Raw genomic sequence first — 25,887 nt, forward strand, 5'->3', positions numbered from 1 at the left:
GTCTAAAGAGGATCTTGATTCCAGTCAAGGCAAGGCCCCGACCTCCCCGCCCATCGAACCTTGACTTGATGTCTCGATTCGACGAACGGAGCGATCAGGGCCTCACGCTCGTTTATCGCAGAACTCAGTTACCGCTCGAGTTCAGCGCTTCGGTCAGTGCAGCTTCCACTTCACTGGCGCTTACGCGCAACGGCTTGTCGGCATCACGGCGACGCTTGCGCTCGCTGTGATAGGCAAGACCGGTACCGGCCGGGATCAGACGACCCACGACTACGTTTTCTTTCAGGCCGCGCAGGTAATCGCGCTTGCCGGTGACTGCCGCTTCGGTCAGTACGCGGGTGGTTTCCTGGAAGGAAGCCGCCGAGATGAACGATTCGGTGGACAACGACGCCTTGGTGATACCCAGCAGAACGCGAGTGAACTTGGAGACAAACTTGTCTTCCGCGCCCAGACGCTCGTTTTCTACCAGTACGTGAGTCAGTTCCATCTGGTCGCCCTTGATGAAGCTGGAATCGCCGGACTCGGAGATCTCAACTTTACGCAGCATCTGACGCAGGATGGTCTCGATGTGCTTGTCGTTGATCTTCACGCCTTGCAGACGATAAACGTCCTGGATCTCGTTGACGATGTACTTGGCCAGCGCGCTTACACCCAGCAGACGCAGGATGTCGTGCGGATCGCTTGGGCCGTCGGAGATAACTTCGCCGCGGTTTACCTGTTCGCCTTCGAAGACGTTCAGGTGACGCCACTTCGGAATCAGCTCTTCGTACGGATCGCTACCGTCGTTCGGGGTAATGACCAGACGGCGCTTGCCCTTGGTCTCTTTACCGAACGCGATGGTGCCGCTGACTTCAGCCAGAATCGACGCTTCTTTCGGACGACGGGCTTCGAACAGGTCGGCAACACGCGGCAGACCACCGGTGATGTCACGGGTCTTCGAAGTTTCCTGCGGAATACGAGCGATAACGTCACCGATCGCAATCTTCGCACCGTCAGCCACACCGACCAGGGCGTTGGCTGGCAGGAAGTACTGAGCGATAACGTCAGTGCCTGGCAGCAACAGATCCTTGCCGTTGTCGTCGACCATCTTCACTGCAGGACGAATTTCTTTGCCCGCTGCAGGACGATCTTTCGCGTCGAGTACTTCAATGTTGGTCATACCGGTCAATTCGTCAGTCTGACGCTTGATCGTGATGCCTTCTTCCATGCCCACGTAGGTCACGGTACCTTTCATTTCGGTAACGATCGGGTGAGTGTGCGGATCCCACTTGGCCACGATTGCGCCAGCGTCGACCTTGTCACCTTCCTTAACCGAAATCACAGCACCGTACGGCAGCTTGTAACGCTCGCGCTCACGACCGAAGTCGTCCGCGATTGCCAGCTCACCGGAACGGGACACAGCAACCAGGTGGCCATCCACTCGCTCAACGTGCTTCAGGTTGTGCAGACGGACGGTACCGCCATTCTTCACCTGAACGCTGTCGGCTGCGGAAGTACGGCTTGCCGCACCACCGATGTGGAAAGTACGCATGGTGAGCTGGGTACCCGGCTCACCGATGGACTGGGCAGCGATAACGCCGACCGCTTCACCGATGTTCACCTGGTGACCACGAGCCAGATCACGGCCATAGCACTTGGCGCAGATGCCGTAGCGGGTTTCGCAGCTGATCGGCGAACGCACGATCACTTCGTCGATGCTGTTCAGCTCGATGAATTCGACCCACTTCTCGTCAACCAGAGTGCCAGCAGGAACGATAACGTCCTCGGTACCCGGCTTGAACACGTCACGGGCAATCACACGACCCAATACGCGCTCACCCAACGGCTCTACAACGTCACCGCCTTCAATGTGCGGAGTCATCAGCAGACCGTGTTCGGTGCCGCAATCGATCTCGGTAACCACCAGATCCTGCGCCACGTCTACCAGACGACGAGTCAGGTAACCGGAGTTAGCGGTTTTCAACGCGGTATCCGCCAGACCTTTACGAGCACCGTGAGTCGAGATGAAGTACTGAAGTACGCTCAGACCTTCACGGAAGTTCGCCGTAATCGGCGTTTCAATGATGGAACCGTCCGGCTTGGCCATCAGACCACGCATACCGGCCAGCTGACGAATCTGTGCTGCGGAACCCCGCGCACCCGAGTCGGCCATCATGTACATCGAGTTGAAAGACTCTTGGTCGACTTCGTCGCCGTGACGGTCGATGACTTTCTCTTTCGAGAGGTTGGCCATCATCGCCTTGGAAACTTCGTCGTTCGCTTTCGACCAGAGGTCGATCACTTTGTTGTACTTCTCGCCCTGGGTTACCAGGCCGGAGGCGTACTGGCTCTCGATCTCTTTCACTTCGTCGGTGGCTGCACCGATGATGCGGGCTTTTTCATCCGGGATAACGAAGTCGTTAACACCGATGGAAACGCCGGAGATGGTCGAGTAAGCGAAACCGGTGTACATCAACTGGTCAGCGAAGATCACGGTCTCTTTCAGACCAACCACGCGGTAGCACTGGTTGATCAGCTTGGAGATCGCTTTCTTCTTCATCGGCAGGTTGACGACGTCGTACGACAGACCTTTTGGCACAACCTGGAACAGCAGCGCACGGCCGACAGTGGTGTCGACGATACGGGTACCGCTCACGCTGTTGCCGTCACGGTCGTTGACGGTTTCGTTGATACGAACCTTGACCTTGGCGTGCAGTGCGGCTTCGCCGGCACGGAACACACGGTCAACTTCCTGCAGATCCGCGAATACACGGCCTTCGCCTTTGGCGTTGATCGCTTCACGAGTCATGTAGTACAGACCCAGTACAACGTCCTGCGACGGAACGATGATTGGCTCACCGTTGGCTGGCGACAGAATGTTGTTGGTCGACATCATCAACGCACGCGCTTCAAGCTGGGCTTCCAGCGTCAGCGGTACGTGCACGGCCATTTGGTCGCCGTCGAAGTCGGCGTTGTACGCGGCGCAGACCAGAGGGTGCAGCTGGATAGCCTTACCTTCGATCAGTACCGGTTCAAACGCCTGGATACCCAGACGGTGAAGGGTCGGTGCACGGTTGAGAAGAACCGGGTGTTCGCGAATCACTTCGGCGAGAACGTCCCAAACCTCTGGCAGTTCGCGCTCGACCATTTTCTTGGCCGCTTTGATGGTGGTCGCCAGACCACGCATTTCCAGCTTGCCGAAAATGAACGGCTTGAACAGCTCGAGAGCCATCTTCTTCGGCAGACCGCACTGGTGCAGACGCAGGGTCGGGCCTACGGTAATTACCGAACGACCGGAGTAGTCAACACGCTTACCGAGCAAGTTCTGACGGAAACGGCCCTGCTTACCCTTGATCATGTCAGCCAGGGATTTCAGAGGACGCTTGTTGGAACCGGTGATAGCGCGGCCACGACGACCGTTGTCGAGCAGAGCATCGACAGCTTCCTGCAACATACGCTTTTCGTTGCGCACGATGATGTCCGGAGCGGACAGATCCAGCAGGCGCTTCAAACGGTTGTTACGGTTGATCACTCGACGATACAGATCGTTGAGGTCGGAGGTCGCGAAACGACCGCCATCCAGCGGGACCAGTGGACGCAGATCTGGCGGCAGAACCGGCAGAACGGTCAGCACCATCCACTCTGGCAGGTTGCCGGAACCCTGGAAGGCTTCCATCAACTTCAGACGCTTGGACAGCTTCTTGATCTTGGTTTCCGAGTTGGTTTGCGGAATCTCTTCGCGCAGACGGCCAATCTCGTGTTCCAGGTCGATAGCGTGCAGCAGTTCACGGACAGCTTCGGCACCCATGCGGGCGTCGAAATCGTCACCGAACTCTTCCAGCGCTTCGAAGTACTGCTCGTCGTTCAGCAGCTGACCTTTTTCAAGGGTGGTCATGCCTGGATCGATAACGACATAGCTCTCGAAGTAGAGAACGCGTTCGATATCACGCAGGGTCATGTCCATCAGCAGGCCGATACGCGACGGCAGCGATTTCAGGAACCAGATGTGAGCAACCGGCGAAGCCAGTTCGATATGCGCCATGCGCTCACGACGAACCTTGGCCAGTGCAACTTCAACGCCGCACTTCTCGCAGATCACACCACGGTGCTTCAAGCGCTTGTACTTACCGCACAGGCACTCGTAATCCTTTACCGGGCCAAAGATCTTGGCGCAGAACAGGCCGTCACGCTCAGGTTTGAACGTACGGTAGTTGATGGTTTCCGGCTTTTTAACTTCACCGAACGACCACGAACGGATCATCTCCGGCGAGGCCAATCCGATACGGATGGCGTCGAACTCTTCGACTTGACCCTGGTTTTTCAGCAAATTCAGTAGGTCTTTCAAGGCCTTTCCTCCTGGCGGAGCAGAGAGCGGGCAATCCTGCCCCGCTCTCGATTCGCGTCACGTGTTATTCGGTTTCCAGATCGATATCGATGCCGAGGGAACGAATTTCCTTGATCAACACGTTGAAGGACTCGGGCATGCCCGGCTCCATACGGTGATCGCCATCCACGATGTTCTTGTACATCTTGGTACGGCCGTTCACATCGTCCGACTTCACTGTGAGCATTTCTTGCAGAGTGTAAGCAGCACCGTATGCTTCCAGTGCCCAGACCTCCATCTCCCCGAAACGCTGACCACCGAACTGCGCCTTACCACCCAGCGGCTGCTGGGTAACCAGGCTGTAAGAACCGGTAGAACGCGCGTGCATCTTGTCGTCTACCAAGTGGTTCAGCTTCAGCATGTACATGTAGCCAACGGTAACTGGTCGCTCGAACTTGTTGCCGGTACGGCCGTCGGTCAGCTGCATCTGGCCGCTTTCCGGCAGGTCTGCCAGTTTCAGCATGGCCTTGATTTCGCTTTCCTTGGCGCCGTCGAACACTGGAGTGGCCATTGGAACGCCGCCACGCAGGTTGTTCGCCAGATCGAGGATTTCCTGATCGGAGAAACTGTCCAGATCTTCGTTACGACCGCCGATCTGGTTGTAGATCTCGTCCAGGAAGGTGCGCAGTTCAGCGACTTTACGCTGCTCTTCGACCATCCGGTTGATCTTCTCGCCCAGACCCTTGGCCGCGAGGCCCAGGTGGGTTTCGAGGATCTGACCAACGTTCATACGCGAAGGTACGCCCAGCGGGTTGAGGACCACGTCGACCGGGGTGCCATTGGCATCGTGCGGCATGTCTTCAACCGGCATGATCACGGAGACCACACCCTTGTTACCGTGACGACCGGCCATCTTGTCGCCCGGCTGGATGCGGCGACGGATTGCCAGGTAAACCTTGACGATTTTCAGCACGCCTGGAGCCAGGTCATCGCCCTGCTGCAGTTTGCGCTTCTTGTCTTCGAACTTGTCGTCCAGCAGACGGCGACGATCAACGATGTAGGCCTGAGCCTTCTCGAGCTGCTCGTTCAGAGCATCTTCAGCCATGCGCAGTTTGAACCACTGGCCGTGCTCAAGACCGTCGAGTACTTCGTCGGTGATGTCCTGACCTTTCTTCAGGCCGGCGCCGCCTTCGGCCTTGTGGCCTACCAGTGCGGAACGCAGACGCTCGAAAGTCGCGCCTTCAACGATGCGGAACTCTTCGTTCAGATCCTTGCGGATCTCGTCCAGCTGGGACTTCTCGATCGACAGTGCACGAGCATCACGCTCAACGCCGTCACGGGTGAAGACCTGTACGTCGATGACCGTACCTTTGGTGCCGGTTGGCACGCGCAGGGAAGTGTCTTTAACGTCGCTGGCTTTTTCACCGAAGATTGCACGCAGCAGTTTTTCTTCCGGAGTCAGTTGGGTCTCGCCTTTCGGAGTGACCTTACCCACCAGGATGTCGCCTGCGCCTACTTCAGCACCTACGTAAACGATACCGGCTTCGTCCAGCTTGTTCAGTGCAGCTTCACCCACGTTCGGGATGTCCGCAGTGATTTCCTCTGGGCCAAGCTTGGTGTCACGGGCCACACAGGTCAGTTCCTGAATGTGGATCGTGGTGAAACGGTCTTCCTGAACCACACGCTCGGACAGGCAGATGGAGTCTTCGAAGTTGAAGCCGTTCCATGCCATGAACGCGATGCGCATGTTCTGACCCAGTGCCAGTTCACCCATGTCGGTGGACGGGCCGTCGGCCATGATGTCGCTACGCTGAACGCGATCGCCTTTACGCACCAGCGGACGCTGGTTGATGCAGGTGTTCTGGTTCGAGCGGGTGTACTTGGTCAGGTTGTAGATGTCGACACCGGCTTCACCGGTTTCAACTTCGTCATCGGCAACACGAACCACGATACGGCTGGCATCGACGGAATCGATCACGCCACCACGACGAGCCACGACGCAAACGCCGGAGTCACGGGCTACGTTACGCTCCATGCCGGTACCTACCAGCGGCTTGTCAGCGCGCAGAGTCGGTACAGCCTGACGCTGCATGTTCGAACCCATCAACGCACGGTTGGCGTCGTCGTGCTCGAGGAACGGAATCAGCGACGCTGCAACCGAGACAACCTGCTTCGGCGAAACGTCCATCAGGGTGACGTCTTCCGGCGCCTTGACGGTGAATTCGTTCAGGTGACGCACGGCAACCAGTTCGTCGATCAGAACTTTCTGCTCGTTCATGGTCGCCGAAGCCTGCGCGATCACGTGATCGGCTTCTTCAATAGCGGACAGGAACACGATCTCGTCGGTGACCACACCCTCTTTCACCACGCGGTACGGGCTTTCCAGGAAGCCGTACTGGTTGGTGCGAGCGTACGCAGCCAGGGAGTTGATCAGACCGATGTTCGGACCTTCCGGCGTTTCAATCGGGCAGACACGACCGTAGTGAGTCGGGTGTACGTCACGGACTTCAAAGCCTGCGCGCTCACGAGTCAGACCGCCAGGGCCGAGTGCAGAGACACGACGCTTGTGGGTGATCTCGGACAGCGGGTTGTTCTGGTCCATGAACTGCGACAGCTGGCTGGAACCGAAGAACTCTTTCACCGCCGCAGCCACGGGCTTGGCGTTGATCAGGTCTTGCGGCATCAGGCCTTCGCTTTCAGCCATCGACAGACGCTCTTTGACCGCACGCTCAACACGTACCAGGCCAACGCGGAACTGGTTCTCGGCCATTTCGCCTACGCAGCGAACACGACGGTTACCCAGGTGGTCGATGTCATCGACGATGCCTTTACCGTTACGGATGTCGACCAGAGTCTTCAGTACCGCGACGATGTCTTCCTTGCACAGAACGCCCGAACCTTCGATCTCGGTACGACCGATACGACGGTTGAACTTCATCCGGCCGACCGCAGACAGGTCATAACGCTCAGGGCTGAAGAACAGGTTGTTGAACAGGGTTTCGGCAGCGTCTTTGGTTGGCGGCTCGCCTGGACGCATCATGCGATAGATCTCGACCAGCGCTTCCAATTGGTTGCTGGTGGAGTCGATCTTCAGCGTGTCGGAGACGAACGGACCGCAGTCGATGTCGTTGGTGTACAGGGTCTCGATGCGAACGACCTGAGCCTTGGCGATTTTTGCCAGGACTTCAGTGTTCAGCTCGGTGTTGCATTCGGCCAGGATTTCACCGGTAGCCGGGTGCACGATAGCCTTGGCGGTGGTGCGGCCGAGGACGTAGTCCAGTGGCACATCCAGCGTCTTGATACCGGCTTTTTCGATCTGGTTGATGTGGCGCGCGGTAATACGGCGGCCTTGCTCAACAATGACCTTGCCCTTCTCGTCCTGGATGTCCAGAACCGCAACTTCACCACGCAGGCGCGATGGCACCAGTTCCAGGCTGAGGGTTTCGCCGCTCAGGTGGAAGACGTTGGTGGTGTAGAACGCGTCCAGCACTTCTTCGGTGGTGTAACCGAGCGCGCGCAGCAGTACCGAGGCCGGCAGCTTGCGACGACGGTCGATACGCACGAAGACGCAATCTTTCGGGTCGAATTCGAAGTCCAGCCACGAACCGCGGTAAGGAATGATGCGAGCCGAGTACAGCAGTTTGCCGGAGCTGTGCGTCTTGCCGCGGTCGTGGTCGAAGAACACGCCCGGGGAACGGTGCAGCTGGGAAACGATAACACGCTCGGTACCGTTGATTACGAAGGTACCGTTTTCAGTCATCAGGGGGATTTCACCCATGTAGACTTCTTGCTCTTTGATGTCCTTGATCGCTTTGTTCGACGATTCTTTGTCGAAAATGATCAGGCGCACTTTTACCCGCAAAGGTACGGCGAAAGTTACACCGCGCAATACGCATTCTTTGACATCAAATGCCGGTTCGCCCAGGCGATAACCGACGTACTCCAGCGCAGCATTGCCGGAGTAGCTGATGATCGGGAAAACGGATTTGAAGGCCGCATGCAGGCCCACGTCGCGGAACTGATCTTTAGTCGCTCCCGCTTGCAAGAATTCACGATACGAATCCAGCTGGATGGCCAGGAGGTAAGGCACATCCATGACGTCCGGCAACTTGCTAAAGTCCTTGCGGATACGTTTTTTCTCAGTATATGAGTAAGCCATCAGCGTTCCCCAGCTTGGTCACCTGCTTGTTTGGCCCCTCCCGACGGGAGCAGCCAGAAAATCGTGCAAACCCCATGGTTTGCGCCACCGCATCGGGTGGTTACAGCGCCTTTACCGGCACCGACCCAGTCGGCTGCCAATAACGGAAAAAGGCCGGTGGCAAGAGCCACCAGCCATCAGCCTGTCGCTTGACGCTCGGGCTGGAGGAGCAAAGTCGATGCTTACTTCAGCTCGACTTTAGCGCCTGCTTCTTCCAGCTTCTTCTTGGCGTCTTCAGCCGCTTCTTTCGAAACGCCTTCAGCTACAACCTGAGGAGCGCCGTCTACTTTCTCTTTGGCTTCTTTCAGGCCCAGACCGGTCAGTTCACGAACTGCCTTGATCACGTTAACCTTCTTCTCGCCAGCTTCCAGCAGAACAACGTTGAACTCGGTTTGCTCTTCAACAGCAGCAGCAGCTACAGCTGGGCCAGCCGAAGCGGCAGCAGCGGTAACACCGAAGGTTTCTTCCATCGCTTTGATCAGCTCAACGATTTCCACTACGGATTTCTGGCCGATTGCTTCGATGATTTGTTCGTTAGTCAGAGACATGACTCAATTCCTGAATTGGGGGACGGCCTACGCGACCATCGAAATAAACAAAAAACGCGAGAAGTGACGAGCCTTAGGCTGCGGCAGCTTCTTTCTGGTCGCGAATTGCCGCCAGAGTACGAGCCAATTTGCTGGTAGCGCCTTGAATCACGCTCATCAGCTGGGAAATTGCTTCGTCACGGGTCGGCAGGGTTGCCAGTACGTCGATCTGATTAGCTGCGAGGAACTTGCCCTCGAACGCAGCTGCCTTGATCTCGAACTTGTCCTGACCCTTGGCAAACTCTTTGAAGATACGGGCAGCAGCGCCCGGATGTTCGTTCGAGAATGCAATCAGGGTCGGGCCGGTGAACACGTCGTTGAGGACACTGTATTGAGTGTCAGCAACAGCGCGCTTGAGCAGGGTGTTACGTACAACACGTACGTAAACGCCAGCTTCACGAGCCTCTTTACGGAGTCCGGTCATTGCGCCTACTGTTACGCCACGTGCATCAACCACGACAGCGGACAGAGCGACTTTGGCAGCCTCGTTGACTTCAGCGACGATGGCCTTCTTGTCTTCGAGATTAATTGCCACGGGTTTAACTCCTGCTTGTTACCGTTTCATTCGATCGGAACCGAATGTCGTTTTGGTGTCTGATTCGGTAAGGAACCGGGAGCACCATCTGCGTAGGCTTGAGGTTTAAGGCTTGCGCCGCCTACGGTCTTGGATAGCCCCCGCCAGGCAGGGACCCCAATCTTTCAATTGGCGCGGCAATCCGCGCCAACCTTTGTCTTAAGCGTCGAGCGAGCTCTGATCGATAACCAGACCTGGGCCCATAGTGGTGCTCAGGGTAACGCGCTTGACGTAAATGCCTTTCGAGGAAGCTGGCTTGATACGCTTCAGATCAGCGATCAGGGCTTCAACGTTTTCCTTCAGCTTGACGGCGTCGAAGCCGATCTTGCCAACGGAAGTGTGGATGATGCCGTTTTTGTCGGTGCGATAACGAACCTGACCAGCCTTGGCGTTCTTGACCGCGTTGGCTACGTCTGGAGTTACGGTGCCGACTTTCGGGTTAGGCATCAGGCCACGTGGACCGAGGATCTGACCCAACTGACCAACAACGCGCATGGCATCCGGGGATGCGATCACTACGTCATAGTTCAGGTCGCCGCCTTTCATTTCGGCAGCCAGGTCGTCCATACCTACACGGTCAGCGCCGGCAGCCAGAGCGGCCTCAGCAGCTGGACCCTGGGTGAACACAGCAACGCGAACGGTCTTGCCAGTGCCGTGTGGCAGCACAGTAGCGCTACGAACAACCTGGTCGGATTTACGCGGGTCTACACCCAGGTTTACAGCAACGTCGAACGACTCGCTGAACTTGACAGTCGACAGCTCGGCCAGCAGAGCAGCGGCGTCTACAATGTTGTAGGCCTTGCCTGCTTCGATTTTGCCGGCGATAGCCTTTTGACGCTTGGTCAGCTTAGCCATTACACACCCTCCACGTTAAGGCCCATGCTACGAGCAGAACCGGCGATAGTACGCACGGCTGCATCCATATCAGCTGCAGTCAGATCCGCGTTTTTGGTTTTCGCGATTTCTTCCAGCTGAGCACGGGTAACGGTGCCAACCTTAACGGTGTTCGGACGAGCGGAACCGCTGGTCAGACCGGCCGCCTTCTTCAGCAGAACCGAAGCAGGGGTGGATTTGGTTTCGAAAGTGAAGCTACGGTCGCTGTAGACAGTGATGATCACTGGAGTCGGCAGACCTGGCTCAAGACCCTGAGTACGGGCGTTGAAAGCCTTGCAGAATTCCATGATGTTCACGCCGTGCTGACCCAGAGCAGGACCAACCGGTGGACTTGGGTTAGCCTGAGCGGCCTTCACTTGCAGCTTGATGTAAGCGGTAATCTTCTTGGCCATGAGGCACTCCAATTACGGGTTCGAACGCCTCGAAAGGCTCCCCGGTTACTTGCGCGTTTATCCCAGTGACGACAAAACCCCACAGCCTAAGGCTGCGGGGTTGGGATTGCTTGTCCAGTTAGACCTTCTCGACCTGACTGAACTCGAGCTCCACCGGAGTAGAGCGACCGAAAATGAGCACCGCCACTTGGATCCGGCTCTTTTCGTAGTTAACTTCTTCCACAACGCCATTGAAATCAGCGAATGGACCGTCGTTGACACGTACCGTCTCACCTGGCTCGAACAACGTCTTCGGCTTAGGCTTGTCGCTACCATCAGCAACGCGACGCAGAATTGCTTCTGCCTCTTTATCAGTAATTGGCGCAGGCTTGTCAGCAGTACCGCCGATGAAACCCATCACCCGAGGAGTATCCTTAACCAAGTGCCAGGTACCCTCGTTCATATCCATCTGGACCAGCACATAGCCCGGGAAGAACTTACGCTCGCTTTTGCGCTTCTGGCCGTTACGCATTTCAACCACTTCTTCAGTGGGAACCAGAATCTCGCCGAAGCCATCTTCCATGCCAGCCAGCTTTACGCGCTCGATCAGCGAGCGCATCACATGCTTCTCGTAACCCGAGTAAGCATGCACAACATACCAACGCTTAGCCACGGGACACCCTTAGCCGACAATCAAGGAAACAAGCCAGCCGAGCAGGGAATCAAGACCCCACAACAGCAACGCCATAACCAGAACAACAGCCACGACAATCAGCGTGGTCTGCGTAGTTTCTTGGCGAGTTGGCCAAACGACTTTACGAATCTCGGTGCGAGCTTCCTTAACCAGTACAAAGAAAGACTTGCCCTTCGCGGTCTGCAGGCCTACAAAGGCAGCTACAGCAGCAATGGCAAGCAAAGCGAGTACACGGTACAGGATCGGCGAAGCAGCGTAATACTGATTGCCAACAACGCCAACAACCACCAAAGCGACTACTACAAGCCACTTGAGCAGATCGAAGCGAGAGCCTTGAGCTTCAGCTTTAGGAGTCATCTATGAAGATCCTGTGAAAAGAAAGCCAGATACACCGAGTGAATCTGGCAGGTCAGGAGGGAATCGAACCCCCAACCTACGGTTTTGGAGACCGTCGCTCTGCCAATTGAGCTACTGACCTAAAACAAAATCAGGCCGACCATTATGCCGGCCCGAAAAATACATTACAACCGCTTATTCGATGATTTTAGCTACGACGCCGGCGCCGACGGTACGACCGCCTTCACGGATAGCGAAACGCAGACCATCTTCCATCGCGATGGTTTTGATCAGGGTAACAGTCATCTGAATGTTGTCACCTGGCATTACCATTTCAACGCCTTCTGGCAGCTCGCAGTTACCAGTCACATCAGTAGTACGGAAGTAGAACTGTGGACGGTAGCCTTTGAAGAACGGAGTGTGACGGCCGCCTTCTTCCTTGCTCAGAACGTAAACTTCTGCGGTGAACTTGGTGTGCGGCTTGACCGAACCTGGCTTGACCAGAACCTGGCCACGCTCAACGTCGTCACGCTTGGTACCACGCAGCAGAACGCCGCAGTTCTCGCCAGCACGACCTTCGTCGAGCAACTTGCGGAACATTTCAACACCGGTGCAAGTAGTAACGGTGGTGTCACGCAGACCAACGATTTCCAGCGGATCCTGAACGCGAACGATACCGCGCTCGATACGACCAGTCACAACAGTACCGCGACCCGAGATCGAGAATACGTCTTCGATTGGCATCAGGAATGGCTTGTCGATCATACGAACTGGTTCTGGGATGTAGGCATCCAGAGTTTCAACCAGTTTCTTGACGGCAGTGGTGCCCATCTCGTTGTCGTCTTTGCCTTCCAGCGCCATACGAGCCGAACCGATGATGATCGGAGTGTCGTCGCCCGGGAAGTCGTAAGTCGACAGCAGGTCACGAACTTCCATCTCAACCAGCTCCAGCAGCTCAGCGTCGTCTACCAGGTCAGCCTTGTTCAGGAAGACCACGATGTACGGAACGCCAACCTGACGGGACAGCAGGATGTGCTCACGGGTTTGTGGCATCGGACCATCAGCGGCCGAGCAAACCAGGATAGCGCCGTCCATTTGAGCAGCACCGGTGATCATATTCTTCACGTAGTCAGCGTGACCTGGGCAGTCAACGTGAGCGTAGTGACGGATCTTCGAGTTGTACTCAACGTGCGCGGTGTTGATGGTGATACCGCGAGCTTTTTCTTCTGGTGCGCTGTCGATCTTGTCGAAGTCAACGATTGCAGAGCCGAAAACTTCGGAGCAAACGCGAGTCAGAGCAGCAGTCAGAGTGGTTTTACCGTGGTCAACGTGACCAATGGTCCCAACGTTGACGTGGGGCAGGGAACGATCAAATTTTTCCTTAGCCATCGATATCACCCTCTACAGAAGAAATTAGACAAACAATATCAACCATTAAAACAAAGGCAGATATTTTCATATCTGCCTTGTTATATGGAGCTCTTGAGCGGATTTGAACCGCTGACCTCACCCTTACCAAGGGTGTGCTCTACCAACTGAGCTACAAGAGCAAAACCCTTTGCACAACCTGCAAACTTGGAGCGGGTAGCGGGAATCGAACCCGCATCATCAGCTTGGAAGGCTGAGGTTCTACCACTAAACTATACCCGCGGAGCCTGCAGCTCACGCTTAAATCTGGTGGAGGGAGAAGGATTCGAACCTTCGAAGTCGTAGACGTCAGATTTACAGTCTGATCCCTTTGGCCGCTCGGGAACCCCTCCTAATCAGGCCGGCATTCTATATCATGCCAAGACCCTGTCAAGCATTTTCTCATTTAAAAACCTGAGGTTAGCTGCGTTGACGCGCTCTACATTGAAATCCGGTTATGGTCTTCGCTGTGGAGCGGGCGCCATTCTATTCAAACTATTCAGCAGGTGCAACCCCTTCGCACAGCATTATTTTATGTTTTAACTCATTGAATTCCTTGGAAAGGTTTTGCAACTGTGGATCGCCCAACAAACGCTGGCCGTCCGGCGCAACTGCCAGCCAGTAACCGCTTCCGGCAGCATCTTTCGGCACGGATTGCACATTGACCCTCATCGCCCCAAGACGCTGCTGCAACTTGGCAATTGAATCCTCATCAGAAAATCCACCAAGAAACAGGCACTGTTGACGCGCAGCACCCTCCGCCCTGCGCCCATCACCGGCTGTTTCACTAAGCAAACGAATATCCTGCTGCGAACCGCGATACAGGTTCAGAGGCGTTACATCTTTGGCTCGCAAGGGCGCTTCCTGCTGATGCCAGACATAATAAAAAACATTGAGAACTACGAGGAGCAGGAACAACCAACGCATATGAACCTCAGGACAACGGACACGCCATGGCCAAGCCGACGAAAACAAGATCGGGTACAACCCGAGCATCAGGCACGACGCCACCAACCAGCTCGGCATCCCCCCCCGTAATGAAAACCACGTAGTTTTCGCCCCAATATGCTTGAGCGAGTTCTAATTGAGTGAGGACGAAGCCTCTCAACATCAGCGAACACCCGCGCTCCACCGCCTCTGCGGTCGTCCGCCCCGGCACATGACTAGAGAGCGCGCGCTCCGCCGCCTGATCCCCGTAGCGAATTTTACGAGTATGAGTGCGCAACTGGTTTCGCATCAAAGGCATACCAGGACAGATGAACCCACCGAGATGCTCACCGTCAGCCGCAACAAAATCAGCAGTGACTGCTGTACCGAAGTCGAGAATCAGGCACGAATTGCCGGCAGCCAGGTGAAAGCCCCCAAGCATCGCTAGCCAGCGATCAAGCCCTAGACGCTCATAATCCTCGTAGCCGTTATGAACACCGGACATCATGCGAGCGGATTTCGCACATACGACAGGAATAGCGAACTCACGCTCAATAAGCTCGATTAACGCGCCTGTTTCCTCATCAGTCCTGACGCTGACCAAACGACAGCTGCGCAGTGATAGCGAATTTATGATCCGCAGGCTCTCAATCAAAGCCAGATTGGAATCTACAACCCCTTCAGAGACCACTTCGCTCGCCAAGTCATCCAGCACGCGCCACTTTATAAAGCTGTTGCCGCAGTCAAGCTCAAGAATCATCACGCAACCTCAGGCTGAGCTCTCCGCCACTAAAGACCTGTTCAACACCATCTACCATCAAGCGCAACCCGCCCTGATTATCAATGCCGAGCACAACCCCGTCGATATGACTGTTACCCGCAATCAATGATACGGAGCGACCCTGCCACAGATGATTTTCCGCCCATTCTGCTTGCAAACTAGCGAATCCATTGGCTTGGTGCCTATGGATGTAGGTGTTCAGTTGATTGCTAAGCTCAACCACCAAATCGTTGCGATCACAGGCCTGCCCAGACTCAAGCCTTATGGAAGTCCACTGCTGGTCGACCTCATGCGCAACCTGCATATTCACATTGATTCCTATACCCAGCACTACATGACAGACATCTGCCGGATCTCCGACGAGCTCGAGTAGGATACCGGCAATCTTCTTGTTTCCCACCAAGACATCATTGGGCCACTTCAGGCCGACGTTCGACACCCCCGTGCTTCGCAAGGTCTGCATAGCGGCCAAGCCAACAACAAGGCTCAACCCTTCAAGCTGGCGCATTCCGCCTTCGATACGGAGTACAAGGCTGTAATAAAGGTTTTCGGCAAATGGGCTTACCCATTTACGGCCTCGACGACCACGGCCTGCCAATTGTCGCTCCGCAAGCACCAAAAACGGCGCGGGGGCGCCCTCACTGATGGAGCGCAGAGCTTCGGCATTTGTCGAATCGACAGAATCGAACACACGCACAGACCATTGAGAGACCTTCCTGGTTATTTCAAGAGGATCAAGGAGCGTCAGAGGCGCCGACAATTGATATCCGCGACCACGAACTTTATGGATCGACAGGCCAAGCTCAGCTTCAAGCTGTTGTAGCTGCTTCCATACAGCACTTCGGCTAATTCCCAGGGCAACGCCCAGGTCCTGTCCGGAATGGAATCGTCCATCCTTCAGTAGATTCAACAACGTCAGCATGCAGATATCGCCTCACAATGAGGCCCGCATAATAGCCATGCCCCGGGCCGTTGCATAGAAATCAAGCGGACACATTTCTCGCAGGCAAAACAAAACCCCAACTGCTTTCGCAATTGGGGTTTCGGAATTTAATCTTGACGATGACCTACTCTCACATGGGGAAACCCCACACTACCATCGGCGATGCATCGTTTCACTGCTGAGTTCGGGATGGGATCAGGTGGTTCCAACGCTCTATGGTCGTCAAGAAATTCGGGTACTGACTCGTGACCAGATGGCCTCGCTTCAGCAAATTGGGTATGTGACAGCTTTCGGTGTTTGTGCGCTTCGAACTTTCGGTTCGTTTCGTCTTCACACACCGCAATCTGGTCTCTATCGAGTTCGCAAATTGCTTGGGTGTTATATGGTCAAGCCTCACGGGCAATTAGTATTGGTTAGCTCAACGCCTCACAGCGCTTACACACCCAACCTATCAACGTCGTAGTCTTCGACGGCCCTTCAGGGAACTCAAGGTTCCAGTGAGATCTCATCTTGAGGCAAGTTTCCCGCTTAGATGCTTTCAGCGGTTATCTTTCCCGAACATAGCTACCCGGCAATGCCACTGGCGTGACAACCGGAACACCAGAGGTTCGTCCACTCCGGTCCTCTCGTACTAGGAGCAGCCCCTCTCAAATCTCAAACGTCCACGGCAGATAGGGACCGAACTGTCTCACGACGTTCTAAACCCAGCTCGCGTACCACTTTAAATGGCGAACAGCCATACCCTTGGGACCGGCTTCAGCCCCAGGATGTGATGAGCCGACATCGAGGTGCCAAACACCGCCGTCGATATGAACTCTTGGGCGGTATCAGCCTGTTATCCCCGGAGTACCTTTTATCCGTTGAGCGATGGCCCTTCCATACAGAACCACCGGATCACTAAGACCTACTTTCGTACCTGCTCGACGTGTCTGTCTCGCAGTCAAGCGCGCTTTTGCCTTTATACTCTACGACCGATTTCCGACCGGTCTGAGCGCACCTTCGTACTCCTCCGTTACTCTTTAGGAGGAGACCGCCCCAGTCAAACTACCCACCATACACTGTCCTCGATCCGGATAACGGACCTGAGTTAGAACCTCAAAGTTGCCAGGGTGGTATTTCAAGGATGGCTCCACGCGAACTGGCGTCCACGCTTCAAAGCCTCCCACCTATCCTACACAAGCAAATTCAAAGTCCAGTGCAAAGCTATAGTAAAGGTTCACGGGGTCTTTCCGTCTAGCCGCGGATACACTGCATCTTCACAGCGATTTCAATTTCACTGAGTCTCGGGTGGAGACAGCGCCGCCATCGTTACGCCATTCGTGCAGGTCGGAACTTACCCGACAAGGAATTTCGCTACCTTAGGACCGTTATAGTTACGGCCGCCGTTTACCGGGGCTTCGATCAAGAGCTTCGCGTTAGCTAACCCCATCAATTAACCTTCCGGCACCGGGCAGGCGTCACACCCTATACGTCCACTTTCGTGTTTGCAGAGTGCTGTGTTTTTAATAAACAGTCGCAGCGGCCTGGTATCTTCGACCGGCATGAGCTTACGGAGCAAGTCCTTCACCCTCACCGGCGCACCTTCTCCCGAAGTTACGGTGCCATTTTGCCTAGTTCCTTCACCCGAGTTCTCTCAAGCGCCTTGGTATTCTCTACCCAACCACCTGTGTCGGTTTGGGGTACGGTTCCTGGTTACCTGAAGCTTAGAAGCTTTTCTTGGAAGCATGGCATCAACCACTTCGTCACCCAAAAGGTAACTCGTCATCAGCTCTCGGCCTTAAGATCCCGGATTTACCTAAGATCTCAGCCTACCACCTTAAACTTGGACAACCAACGCCAAGCTGGCCTAGCCTTCTCCGTCCCTCCATCGCAATAACCAGAAGTACAGGAATATTAACCTGTTTTCCATCGACTACGCTTTTCAGCCTCGCCTTAGGGACCGACTAACCCTGCGTCGATTAACGTTGCGCAGGAAACCTTGGTCTTTCGGCGTGGGTGTTTTTCACACCCATTGTCGTTACTCATGTCAGCATTCGCACTTCTGATACCTCCAGCAAGCTTCTCAACTCACCTTCACAGGCTTACAGAACGCTCCTCTACCGCATCACCCGAAGGTGATACCCGTAGCTTCGGTGTATGGTTTGAGCCCCGTTACATCTTCCGCGCAGGCCGACTCGACTAGTGAGCTATTACGCTTTCTTTAAAGGGTGGCTGCTTCTAAGCCAACCTCCTAGCTGTCTAAGCCTTCCCACATCGTTTCCCACTTAACCATAACTTTGGGACCTTAGCTGACGGTCTGGGTTGTTTCCCTTTTCACGACGGACGTTAGCACCCGCCGTGTGTCTCCCATGCTCGGCACTTGTAGGTATTCGGAGTTTGCATCGGTTTGGTAAGTCGGGATGACCCCCTAGCCGAAACAGTGCTCTACCCCCTACAGTGATACATGAGGCGCTACCTAAATAGCTTTCGAGGAGAACCAGCTATCTCCGAGCTTGATTAGCCTTTCACTCCGATCCACAGGTCATCCGCTAACTTTTCAACGGTAGTCGGTTCGGTCCTCCAGTCAGTGTTACCTAACCTTCAACCTGCCCATGGATAGATCGCCCGGTTTCGGGTCTATTCCCAGCGACTAGACGCCCTATTAAGACTCGCTTTCGCTACGCCTCCCCTATTCGGTTAAGCTCGCCACTGAAAATAAGTCGCTGACCCATTATACAAAAGGTACGCAGTCACAGAACAAAGTCTGCTCCCACTGCTTGTACGCATACGGTTTCAGGATCTATTTCACTCCCCTCTCCGGGGTTCTTTTCGCCTTTCCCTCACGGTACTAGTTCACTATCGGTCAGTCAGTAGTATTTAGCCTTGGAGGATGGTCCCCCCATATTCAGACAAAGTTTCTCGTGCTCCGTCCTACTCGATTTCATGACCAAGAGATTTTCGCGTACAGGGCTATCACCCACTATGGCCGCACTTTCCAGAGCGTTCCGCTAATCTCAAAGCCACTTAAGGGCTAGTCCCCGTTCGCTCGCCACTACTAAGGGAATCTCGGTTGATTTCTTTTCCTCAGGGTACTTAGATGTTTCAGTTCCCCTGGTTCGCCTCTTGCACCTATGTATTCAGTACAAGATAACCATCTTATGATGGCTGGGTTCCCCCATTCAGACATCTCCGGATCAAAGTCTGTTTGCCGACTCCCCGAAGCTTTTCGCAGGCTACCACGTCTTTCATCGCCTCTGACTGCCAAGGCATCCACCGTATGCGCTTCTTCACTTGACCATATAACCCCAAGCAATCTGGTTATACTGTGAAGACGACATTCGCCGAAAATTCGAATTTCTCAACTAAGAGAACTCACAAATTTTACCTTAGCCTGATCCGCTACCAGTGAAAGTAACGTTCAGTCTATCTTTCTATCACATACCCAAATTTTTAAAGAACGATCTAATCAAAAGACTAGAAATCAATATTCAGTGCGAATATTCATTTCTAAACTCTCAAACTTCGAAGCAGTTTATGGTGGAGCCAAGCGGGATCGAACCGCTGACCTCCTGCGTGCAAGGCAGGCGCTCTCCCAGCTGAGCTATGGCCCCATAACAAAATTGGTGGGTCTGGGCAGATTCGAACTGCCGACCTCACCCTTATCAGGGGTGCGCTCTAACCAACTGAGCTACAGACCCAATTTCGAGCTTGTAACTGTTAGCTCAGAGCTATCAGCTTGGAGCTTAAAGCTGCTTCTATCGTCTTCTTCAATGAATCAAGCAATTCGTGTGGGAGCTCATGCAGCAGCTGATGTCGTCGATTAAGGAGGTGATCCAGCCGCAGGTTCCCCTACGGCTACCTTGTTACGACTTCACCCCAGTCATGAATCACACCGTGGTAACCGTCCTCCCGAAGGTTAGACTAGCTACTTCTGGTGCAACCCACTCCCATGGTGTGACGGGCGGTGTGTACAAGGCCCGGGAACGTATTCACCGCGACATTCTGATTCGCGATTACTAGCGATTCCGACTTCACGCAGTCGAGTTGCAGACTGCGATCCGGACTACGATCGGTTTTATGGGATTAGCTCCACCTCGCGGCTTGGCAACCCTTTGTACCGACCATTGTAGCACGTGTGTAGCCCAGGCCGTAAGGGCCATGATGACTTGACGTCATCCCCACCTTCCTCCGGTTTGTCACCGGCAGTCTCCTTAGAGTGCCCACCATTACGTGCTGGTAACTAAGGACAAGGGTTGCGCTCGTTACGGGACTTAACCCAACATCTCACGACACGAGCTGACGACAGCCATGCAGCACCTGTCTCAATGCTCCCGAAGGCACCAATCCATCTCTGGAAAGTTCATTGGATGTCAAGGCCTGGTAAGGTTCTTCGCGTTGCTTCGAATTAAACCACATGCTCCACCGCTTGTGCGGGCCCCCGTCAATTCATTTGAGTTTTAACCTTGCGGCCGTACTCCCCAGGCGGTCAACTTAATGCGTTAGCTGCGCCACTAAGAGCTCAAGGCTCCCAACGGCTAGTTGACATCGTTTACGGCGTGGACTACCAGGGTATCTAATCCTGTTTGCTCCCCACGCTTTCGCACCTCAGTGTCAGTATCAGTCCAGGTGGTCGCCTTCGCCACTGGTGTTCCTTCCTATATCTACGCATTTCACCGCTACACAGGAAATTCCACCACCCTCTACCATACTCTAGCTTGCCAGTTTTGGATGCAGTTCCCAGGTTGAGCCCGGGGATTTCACATCCAACTTAACAAACCACCTACGCGCGCTTTACGCCCAGTAATTCCGATTAACGCTTGCACCCTCTGTATTACCGCGGCTGCTGGCACAGAGTTAGCCGGTGCTTATTCTGTCGGTAACGTCAAAACAGCAAAGTATTAATTTACTGCCCTTCCTCCCAACTTAAAGTGCTTTACAATCCGAAGACCTTCTTCACACACGCGGCATGGCTGGATCAGGCTTTCGCCCATTGTCCAATATTCCCCACTGCTGCCTCCCGTAGGAGTCTGGACCGTGTCTCAGTTCCAGTGTGACTGATCATCCTCTCAGACCAGTTACGGATCGTCGCCTTGGTGAGCCATTACCTCACCAACTAGCTAATCCGACCTAGGCTCATCTGATAGCGCAAGGCCCGAAGGTCCCCTGCTTTCTCCCGTAGGACGTATGCGGTATTAGCGTTCCTTTCGAAACGTTGTCCCCCACTACCAGGCAGATTCCTAGGCATTACTCACCCGTCCGCCGCTGAATCCAGGAGCAAGCTCCTCTCATCCGCTCGACTTGCATGTGTTAGGCCTGCCGCCAGCGTTCAATCTGAGCCATGATCAAACTCTTCAGTTCAAACATCTTTGGGTTTTTAAGAAACCCTAAACTTGGCTCAGCAATCGTTGGTTACATCTTTGATTTCTCGCGGAGTAACTTGTGATGCTGATAATCTTGTTGACTATCAGTCTGACTGCACAAGCACCCACACGAATTGCTTGATTCAGTTGTTAAAGAGCGGTTGGTTAAGATCTTTCGTCTCAACCGAGGCGCGCATTCTACAGCAGCCTCATTTGCTGTCAAGTGATTATTTTCAGAAGTTTTCGAAGAATTCTTCAACAACTTCAACCACTTGCGCTTCCGATCTCTCGTTAGCGGGAGGCGAATTCTACAGCGTTAATCGCTGCTGTCAACACCTCTTTTTCTCCGCTTTCGACCGAGAAGATCGAACCGTTAAAAGAGCCAAACATCACCGTTCTTTCAACTCCCTCCAGGCTTCGACGATCTGAAGCAAGCCGCTGTCGAAAACTGCGTAACTCTTTGAATCTCAAGGAGTTTTCCGTTTCGACTGCGCCGGAAGTGGGGCGAATTATAGACTTCTAAAATTCGCCGTCAACCCCTAATTCAAACTTTATTCAGATTTCAGCGTGATACGTGCAAAAGCCTTCTTGCCGGCCTGGCACACGTGAGTCGCGCCCAGTACATATATAAAGGAGCGATCAACCACTTCACCATCAACACGCACCCCACCCGCCGCCAGCAGATCACGCGCCGCCGCCGAGTTCTTCACCAGGCCAGCCTTATTAAGGACGGCAGCGATTGGCATGTCTTCAGCCGAAGCCAGCTCAACCTCAGGCAAGTCATCTGGAAGCTCGCCATCTTTCATGCGGTTGCCAGCTCCACGGTGAGCATTTGCCGCCGCCTCTTCACCATGGAAACGCGCAACGATCTCTTCAGCCAGCTTGATCTTGATATCACGCGGGTTCGCGCCAGCCTCAACGTCAGCCCGGAATGCGTTGATCTCATCCATCGAGCGGAAGCTGAGCAACTCGAAGTAACGCCACATCAGCGCATCCGGAATGGAAACCAGCTTGCTGTACATGACGCCTGGCGCCTCCTGGATGCCGACGTAGTTACCCAGCGATTTGGACATCTTCTTCACGCCATCCAGACCTTCCAGCAATGGCATGGTGAGAATGCACTGAGCTTCCTGACCATAACCGCGCTGCAATTCTCGCCCCATCAGCAGGTTGAATTTCTGATCGGTACCGCCCAGTTCGACATCCGCACGCAGCGCAACCGAGTCATAACCCTGAACCAGCGGATAGAGGAACTCGTGAATAGCGATTGGCTGATTAGTGGTGTAGCGCTTGTCGAAGTCGTCGCGCTCGAGCATGCGGGCGACGGTGTATTGCGACGTCAGACGAATGAAATCCGCCGGCCCCATCTTGTCCATCCAGGTGGAGTTGAAGGCAACTTCGGTTTTCGCCGGATCAAGGATCTTGAAGACCTGAGTCTTGTAGGTCTCGGCATTCTCCAGAACCTGCTCGCGAGTCAGTGGCGGACGCGTGGCGCTCTTGCCACTCGGATCCCCGATCATCCCGGTGAAGTCACCTATAAGGAAGATCACTTGATGTCCCAGCTCCTGGAACTGACGCAGCTTATTAATAAGCACCGTATGACCCAGATGCAGATCCGGAGCGGTTGGGTCGAAACCAGCCTTGATACGCAGCGGTTGGCCGCGCTTGAGCTTCTCGACCAGCTCGGACTCGACCAATAGTTCTTCCGCACCACGTTTAATCAGCGCTAGCTGCTCTTCAACCGACTTCATAACAGACCCGCAAGGCTCAGATTCAAAGGGAACCAACCATACAAGAACGCGCACCAATTACAAGTTTTGCCCGGCGCACGGACACCAATCCACAGACCCGAGGTCTGTAGACTTGCTTCAGCGATGATTTGGTTATATTTTATACAGTTATTTCATCTTCATCATGTCATTCATCTTTTCCAATTCATCTATTTCAAAGTCAAAAATTACCTATGACCACAGAACCGTCTAAAGCGCCCCCGCTTTACCCGAAGACCCACCTGCTCGCCGCAAGTGGAATCGCCGCCCTTCTCAGCCTGGCGCTGCTGGTATTTCCCTCCAGCGATGTTGAAGCCAAAAAGACGACTCTGAGTCTTGAACTGGAAAGTCCTGCTGAACAACTGACACAAGATCAAGACGCTGCTGATGCGGCTCAAGCCACAAACGAGCCCGCAGCCTCGCCGTTCGCACAAATCGAAAACAGCGACCAAAACGCCGCGCAAACCGCTGAAACAGCGCCAGCACCTGTGGCGCCTGCTGAGAAACCGAAAGAGCCTGGGCACCGTGAAGTCGTGGTTTCCAAAGGCGATACGCTGTCTACACTGTTTGAAAAAGTCGGCCTACCGGCAGCCTCCGTGCACGAAGTACTGGCAAGCGACAAGCAGGCCAAGCAGTTCAGCCAGCTCAAGCGCGGCCAGAAACTTGAGTTCGAACTGAGTCCGGAAGGCCAGTTGACCAGCCTGCACAGCAAGGTCAGCGACGTTGAAACCATCACCCTGACCAAGAATGACAAGGGTTATACGTTCAACCGAGTGACTGCCAAGCCAACTGTTCGCACTGCCTACGTCCACGGCGTTATCAACAGCTCATTGTCGCAGTCCGCTGCGCGCGCAGGTCTTTCTCACAGCCTGACCATGGATATGGCAAGCGTCTTTGGCTACGACATCGATTTCGCGCAGGACATTCGTCAGGGTGATGAATTCGATGTGATCTACGAGCAGAAAGTCATCAACGGCAAGGCTGTCGGCACCGGCCCGATCCTGTCGGCGCGCTTCACCAACCGCGGAAAGACTTACACCGCCGTTCGCTACACCAACAAACAAGGCAACAGCAGCTATTACACTGCCGATGGCAACAGCATGCGCAAGGCTTTCATCCGGACGCCGGTTGACTTCGCCCGCATCAGTTCGAAGTTCTCCATGGGCCGCAAGCACCCGATTCTCAACAAGATCCGCGCCCACAAAGGTGTTGATTACGCAGCCCCGCGAGGCACGCCGATCAAGGCGGCTGGTGACGGCAAAGTATTGTTGGCCGGCCGTCGTGGTGGTTACGGCAACACCGTGATCATTCAGCATGGCAACACCTACCGTACGCTGTACGGCCATATGCAGGGCTTCGCCAAAGGCGTGAAAACCGGCGGCACCGTCAAGCAGGGTCAAGTCATTGGCTACATCGGTACCACCGGCCTCTCCACCGGCCCGCATTTGCACTATGAGTTCCAGGTCAACGGCGTTCACGTCGACCCGCTGGGCCAGAAACTGCCGATGGCCGATCCGATCGCCAAGTCCGAGCGCACACGCTTCCTTGCGCAAAGCCAGCCGTTGATGGCGCGGATGGATCAAGAGAAAGCCACCATGCTGGCTTCGAGCAAGCGCTAAGCCATGGCCCTGTACATCGGCGTGATGTCCGGAACCAGTCTCGACGGGCTGGACATCGCCCTGATCGAGCAGACCTCGGCGATCAAACTGATCGCCACCCACTATCTGCCAATGCCTGACTCCCTGCGCGCCGAGCTGCTTGGCTTGTGCGCCAGCGGTCCCGACGAGATCGCCCGCTCGGCGATTGCCCAGCAACACTGGGTCGAACTTGCCGCCTCAGGTATTCACGCCCTCCTCGCGCAACAACAACTCAAGCCCGATGCCATCCGCGCCATTGGCAGCCACGGTCAGACCATTCGCCACGAACCCGCGCGTGGTTTCACCGTGCAGATCGGTAATCCAGCTCTGCTGACTGAGTTGACCGGTATTACCGTCGTCAGCGATTTCCGCAGCCGCGATGTCGCAGCGGGTGGGCAAGGTGCGCCGCTGGTACCAGCCTTTCACGAAGCGTTGTTTGAAGAGCGTAGCGGTAACCAGGCGGTCTTGAATGTCGGCGGATTCAGCAATCTCAGCCTGATTGAGCCGAACAAACCGGTAGCCGGTTTCGACTGCGGACCGGGGAATGTTCTGATGGATGCCTGGATTCACCGGCAGCGTGGCGAGAACTATGACCGGGATGGTAAATGGGCTGCAACCGGCAAGGTTGAACCAACCCTGCTCAAGGCACTGCTAAGCGACCCGTTCTTCGTGACCAAAGGCCCGAAGAGTACCGGACGTGAAGTGTTCAACCTGCCTTGGCTGGAACAGCATCTTTCGCACCTGCCGAGCTATGCGGCTGAAGACGTTCAGGCCACGCTGCTCGAACTGACGGCGCTGACGATCGTCGAGTCGCTGCAAAGTGCTCAATCGGACACGCAGGAACTGCTGGTCTGTGGCGGCGGCGCGCATAACGCCACGCTGATGAAACGTCTGGCGGTTCTACTGCCGGACACTAAGGTCGCCAGCACCGCAACTCACGGCGTTGATCCGGATTGGGTGGAAGCCATGGCCTTCGCCTGGCTTGCGCATTGCTGCCTCGAAGGCATCGCCGCCAATCGGCCAAGCGTCACCGGCGCTCGCGGTCTGCGCGTACTTGGCGCCATCTACCCGGCCTAAACTTCAGATACAAAAACGCCGCAGAACCGAAAGGCTCTGCGGCGTTTTGT

At 54.9% G+C, this 25,887-nt stretch carries 15 protein-coding genes, 6 tRNA genes and 3 rRNA genes; 2 read left to right on the plus strand and 22 right to left on the minus strand.

Annotated elements, in window-relative coordinates; genetic code table 11:
• Window positions 1-124: 124 nt before the first annotated feature.
• The 22 genes from rpoC to tyrS form a co-directional block, all read right to left on the minus strand.
• On the minus strand, window positions 125-4,324 hold the full coding sequence (gene rpoC, locus AB4N53_RS16825) for a DNA-directed RNA polymerase subunit beta' (protein ID WP_460121803.1): 4,200 nt from the start codon (window positions 4,322-4,324) through the stop codon (window positions 125-127).
• A gap of 64 nt (window positions 4,325-4,388) precedes the next feature.
• Window positions 4,389-8,462 carry a DNA-directed RNA polymerase subunit beta gene (gene rpoB / locus AB4N53_RS16830; RefSeq protein WP_016772939.1) on the minus strand — a complete coding sequence of 1,358 codons (4,074 nt, stop codon included), beginning with the start codon at window positions 8,460-8,462 and terminating at the stop codon, window positions 4,389-4,391.
• Window positions 8,463-8,683: 221 nt separating this feature from the next.
• Complete coding sequence (gene rplL / locus AB4N53_RS16835; RefSeq protein WP_007962228.1) at window positions 8,684-9,049, minus strand: 50S ribosomal protein L7/L12; 366 nt, start codon at window positions 9,047-9,049, stop codon at window positions 8,684-8,686.
• 73 nt (window positions 9,050-9,122) lie between these two features.
• Complete coding sequence (rplJ, locus tag AB4N53_RS16840) at window positions 9,123-9,623, minus strand: 50S ribosomal protein L10 (protein WP_008081912.1); 501 nt, start codon at window positions 9,621-9,623, stop codon at window positions 9,123-9,125.
• Between the two features lie 198 nt (window positions 9,624-9,821).
• Window positions 9,822-10,517: a 50S ribosomal protein L1 gene (gene rplA / locus AB4N53_RS16845; protein ID WP_024014523.1), complete on the minus strand. Its 696-nt coding sequence runs from the start codon at window positions 10,515-10,517 to the stop codon at window positions 9,822-9,824.
• Window positions 10,517-10,948, minus strand: a complete 432-nt coding sequence (rplK, locus tag AB4N53_RS16850) for a 50S ribosomal protein L11 (RefSeq protein ID WP_003176435.1) — start codon at window positions 10,946-10,948, stop codon at window positions 10,517-10,519. The genes rplA and rplK overlap by 1 nt, the downstream gene beginning before the upstream one ends.
• A 118-nt stretch (window positions 10,949-11,066) precedes the next feature.
• Window positions 11,067-11,600: a transcription termination/antitermination protein NusG gene (gene nusG / locus AB4N53_RS16855; RefSeq protein ID WP_007957598.1), complete on the minus strand. Its 534-nt coding sequence runs from the start codon at window positions 11,598-11,600 to the stop codon at window positions 11,067-11,069.
• 9 nt (window positions 11,601-11,609) lie between these two features.
• Window positions 11,610-11,978 (minus strand): preprotein translocase subunit SecE, encoded by a 369-nt coding sequence (gene secE / locus AB4N53_RS16860; RefSeq protein WP_016772937.1) that lies wholly within the window; start codon window positions 11,976-11,978, stop codon window positions 11,610-11,612.
• A 45-nt stretch (window positions 11,979-12,023) separates the two neighbouring features.
• Window positions 12,024-12,099, minus strand: a tRNA-Trp gene (locus AB4N53_RS16865).
• A 53-nt stretch (window positions 12,100-12,152) separates the two neighbouring features.
• Entirely contained in the window at window positions 12,153-13,346 is a 1,194-nt protein-coding gene (gene tuf, locus AB4N53_RS16870) for an elongation factor Tu (RefSeq protein WP_064361246.1), read from the minus strand.
• A gap of 85 nt (window positions 13,347-13,431) precedes the next feature.
• Window positions 13,432-13,507, minus strand: a tRNA-Thr gene (locus AB4N53_RS16875).
• Window positions 13,508-13,533: 26 nt separating this feature from the next.
• A tRNA-Gly gene (locus AB4N53_RS16880) sits at window positions 13,534-13,607 on the minus strand.
• Between the two features lie 25 nt (window positions 13,608-13,632).
• Window positions 13,633-13,717 (minus strand) — tRNA-Tyr (locus AB4N53_RS16885).
• A gap of 142 nt (window positions 13,718-13,859) precedes the next feature.
• Window positions 13,860-14,291, minus strand: coding sequence for a hypothetical protein (locus AB4N53_RS16890; protein ID WP_460121805.1), 432 nt, complete (start codon window positions 14,289-14,291; stop codon window positions 13,860-13,862).
• A 7-nt stretch (window positions 14,292-14,298) separates the two neighbouring features.
• A complete protein-coding gene (locus AB4N53_RS16895) occupies window positions 14,299-15,051 on the minus strand; it encodes a pantothenate kinase (RefSeq protein WP_460121807.1) in 753 nt (250 codons plus the stop codon).
• The gene (birA, locus tag AB4N53_RS16900) at window positions 15,041-15,994 is read right to left on the minus strand and encodes a bifunctional biotin--[acetyl-CoA-carboxylase] ligase/biotin operon repressor BirA (protein ID WP_460121809.1); all 954 of its coding nucleotides are present in this window, start codon (window positions 15,992-15,994) and stop codon (window positions 15,041-15,043) included. Before birA ends, AB4N53_RS16895 begins: the two co-directional genes overlap by 11 nt.
• A gap of 132 nt (window positions 15,995-16,126) precedes the next feature.
• A 5S ribosomal RNA gene (gene rrf / locus AB4N53_RS16905) occupies window positions 16,127-16,242 on the minus strand.
• A 155-nt stretch (window positions 16,243-16,397) separates the two neighbouring features.
• Window positions 16,398-19,291, minus strand: a 23S ribosomal RNA gene (locus tag AB4N53_RS16910).
• A 238-nt stretch (window positions 19,292-19,529) separates the two neighbouring features.
• Window positions 19,530-19,605: transfer RNA gene (locus AB4N53_RS16915), tRNA-Ala, on the minus strand.
• A 10-nt stretch (window positions 19,606-19,615) separates the two neighbouring features.
• A tRNA-Ile gene (locus AB4N53_RS16920) sits at window positions 19,616-19,692 on the minus strand.
• A gap of 123 nt (window positions 19,693-19,815) precedes the next feature.
• Window positions 19,816-21,352 (minus strand): 16S ribosomal RNA (locus AB4N53_RS16925).
• Together the 16S, 23S and 5S rRNA genes with 2 tRNA genes alongside form the textbook arrangement of a ribosomal RNA operon.
• 553 nt (window positions 21,353-21,905) lie before the next feature.
• Entirely contained in the window at window positions 21,906-23,105 is a 1,200-nt protein-coding gene (gene tyrS, locus AB4N53_RS16930; protein ID WP_460121811.1) for a tyrosine--tRNA ligase, read from the minus strand.
• A gap of 212 nt (window positions 23,106-23,317) precedes the next feature.
• On the opposite strand from tyrS, the gene AB4N53_RS16935 reads away from it, so the two are divergent.
• Window positions 23,318-24,742, plus strand: a complete 1,425-nt coding sequence (locus tag AB4N53_RS16935; RefSeq protein WP_460125174.1) for a peptidoglycan DD-metalloendopeptidase family protein — start codon at window positions 23,318-23,320, stop codon at window positions 24,740-24,742.
• 3 nt (window positions 24,743-24,745) lie between these two features.
• Window positions 24,746-25,837: an anhydro-N-acetylmuramic acid kinase gene (locus AB4N53_RS16940; RefSeq protein ID WP_460121813.1), complete on the plus strand. Its 1,092-nt coding sequence runs from the start codon at window positions 24,746-24,748 to the stop codon at window positions 25,835-25,837.
• Window positions 25,838-25,887 lie beyond the last annotated feature (50 nt).

This window comes from Pseudomonas sp. H3_E04 (assembly GCF_054668915.1).

Excerpts from the sequence above, each read along its gene's own strand:
- rpoB (WP_016772939.1), bottom strand. The coding sequence starts at position 8,462 with ATGGCTTACTCATATACTGAGAAAAAACGTATCCGCAAGGACTTTAGC.
- rplL (WP_007962228.1), bottom strand. The coding sequence starts at position 9,049 with ATGTCTCTGACTAACGAACAAATCATCGAAGCAATCGGCCAGAAATCC.
- rplA (WP_024014523.1), bottom strand. The coding sequence starts at position 10,517 with ATGGCTAAGCTGACCAAGCGTCAAAAGGCTATCGCCGGCAAAATCGAA.
- rplK (WP_003176435.1), bottom strand. The coding sequence starts at position 10,948 with ATGGCCAAGAAGATTACCGCTTACATCAAGCTGCAAGTGAAGGCCGCT.
- secE (WP_016772937.1), bottom strand. The coding sequence starts at position 11,978 with ATGACTCCTAAAGCTGAAGCTCAAGGCTCTCGCTTCGATCTGCTCAAG.
- tuf (WP_064361246.1), bottom strand. The coding sequence starts at position 13,346 with ATGGCTAAGGAAAAATTTGATCGTTCCCTGCCCCACGTCAACGTTGGG.
- AB4N53_RS16890 (WP_460121805.1), bottom strand. The coding sequence starts at position 14,291 with ATGCGTTGGTTGTTCCTGCTCCTCGTAGTTCTCAATGTTTTTTATTAT.
- AB4N53_RS16895 (WP_460121807.1), bottom strand. The coding sequence starts at position 15,051 with ATGATTCTTGAGCTTGACTGCGGCAACAGCTTTATAAAGTGGCGCGTG.
- birA (WP_460121809.1), bottom strand. The coding sequence starts at position 15,994 with ATGCTGACGTTGTTGAATCTACTGAAGGATGGACGATTCCATTCCGGA.
- tyrS (WP_460121811.1), bottom strand. The coding sequence starts at position 23,105 with ATGAAGTCGGTTGAAGAGCAGCTAGCGCTGATTAAACGTGGTGCGGAA.
- AB4N53_RS16935 (WP_460125174.1), top strand. The coding sequence starts at position 23,318 with ATGACCACAGAACCGTCTAAAGCGCCCCCGCTTTACCCGAAGACCCAC.
- AB4N53_RS16940 (WP_460121813.1), top strand. The coding sequence starts at position 24,746 with ATGGCCCTGTACATCGGCGTGATGTCCGGAACCAGTCTCGACGGGCTG.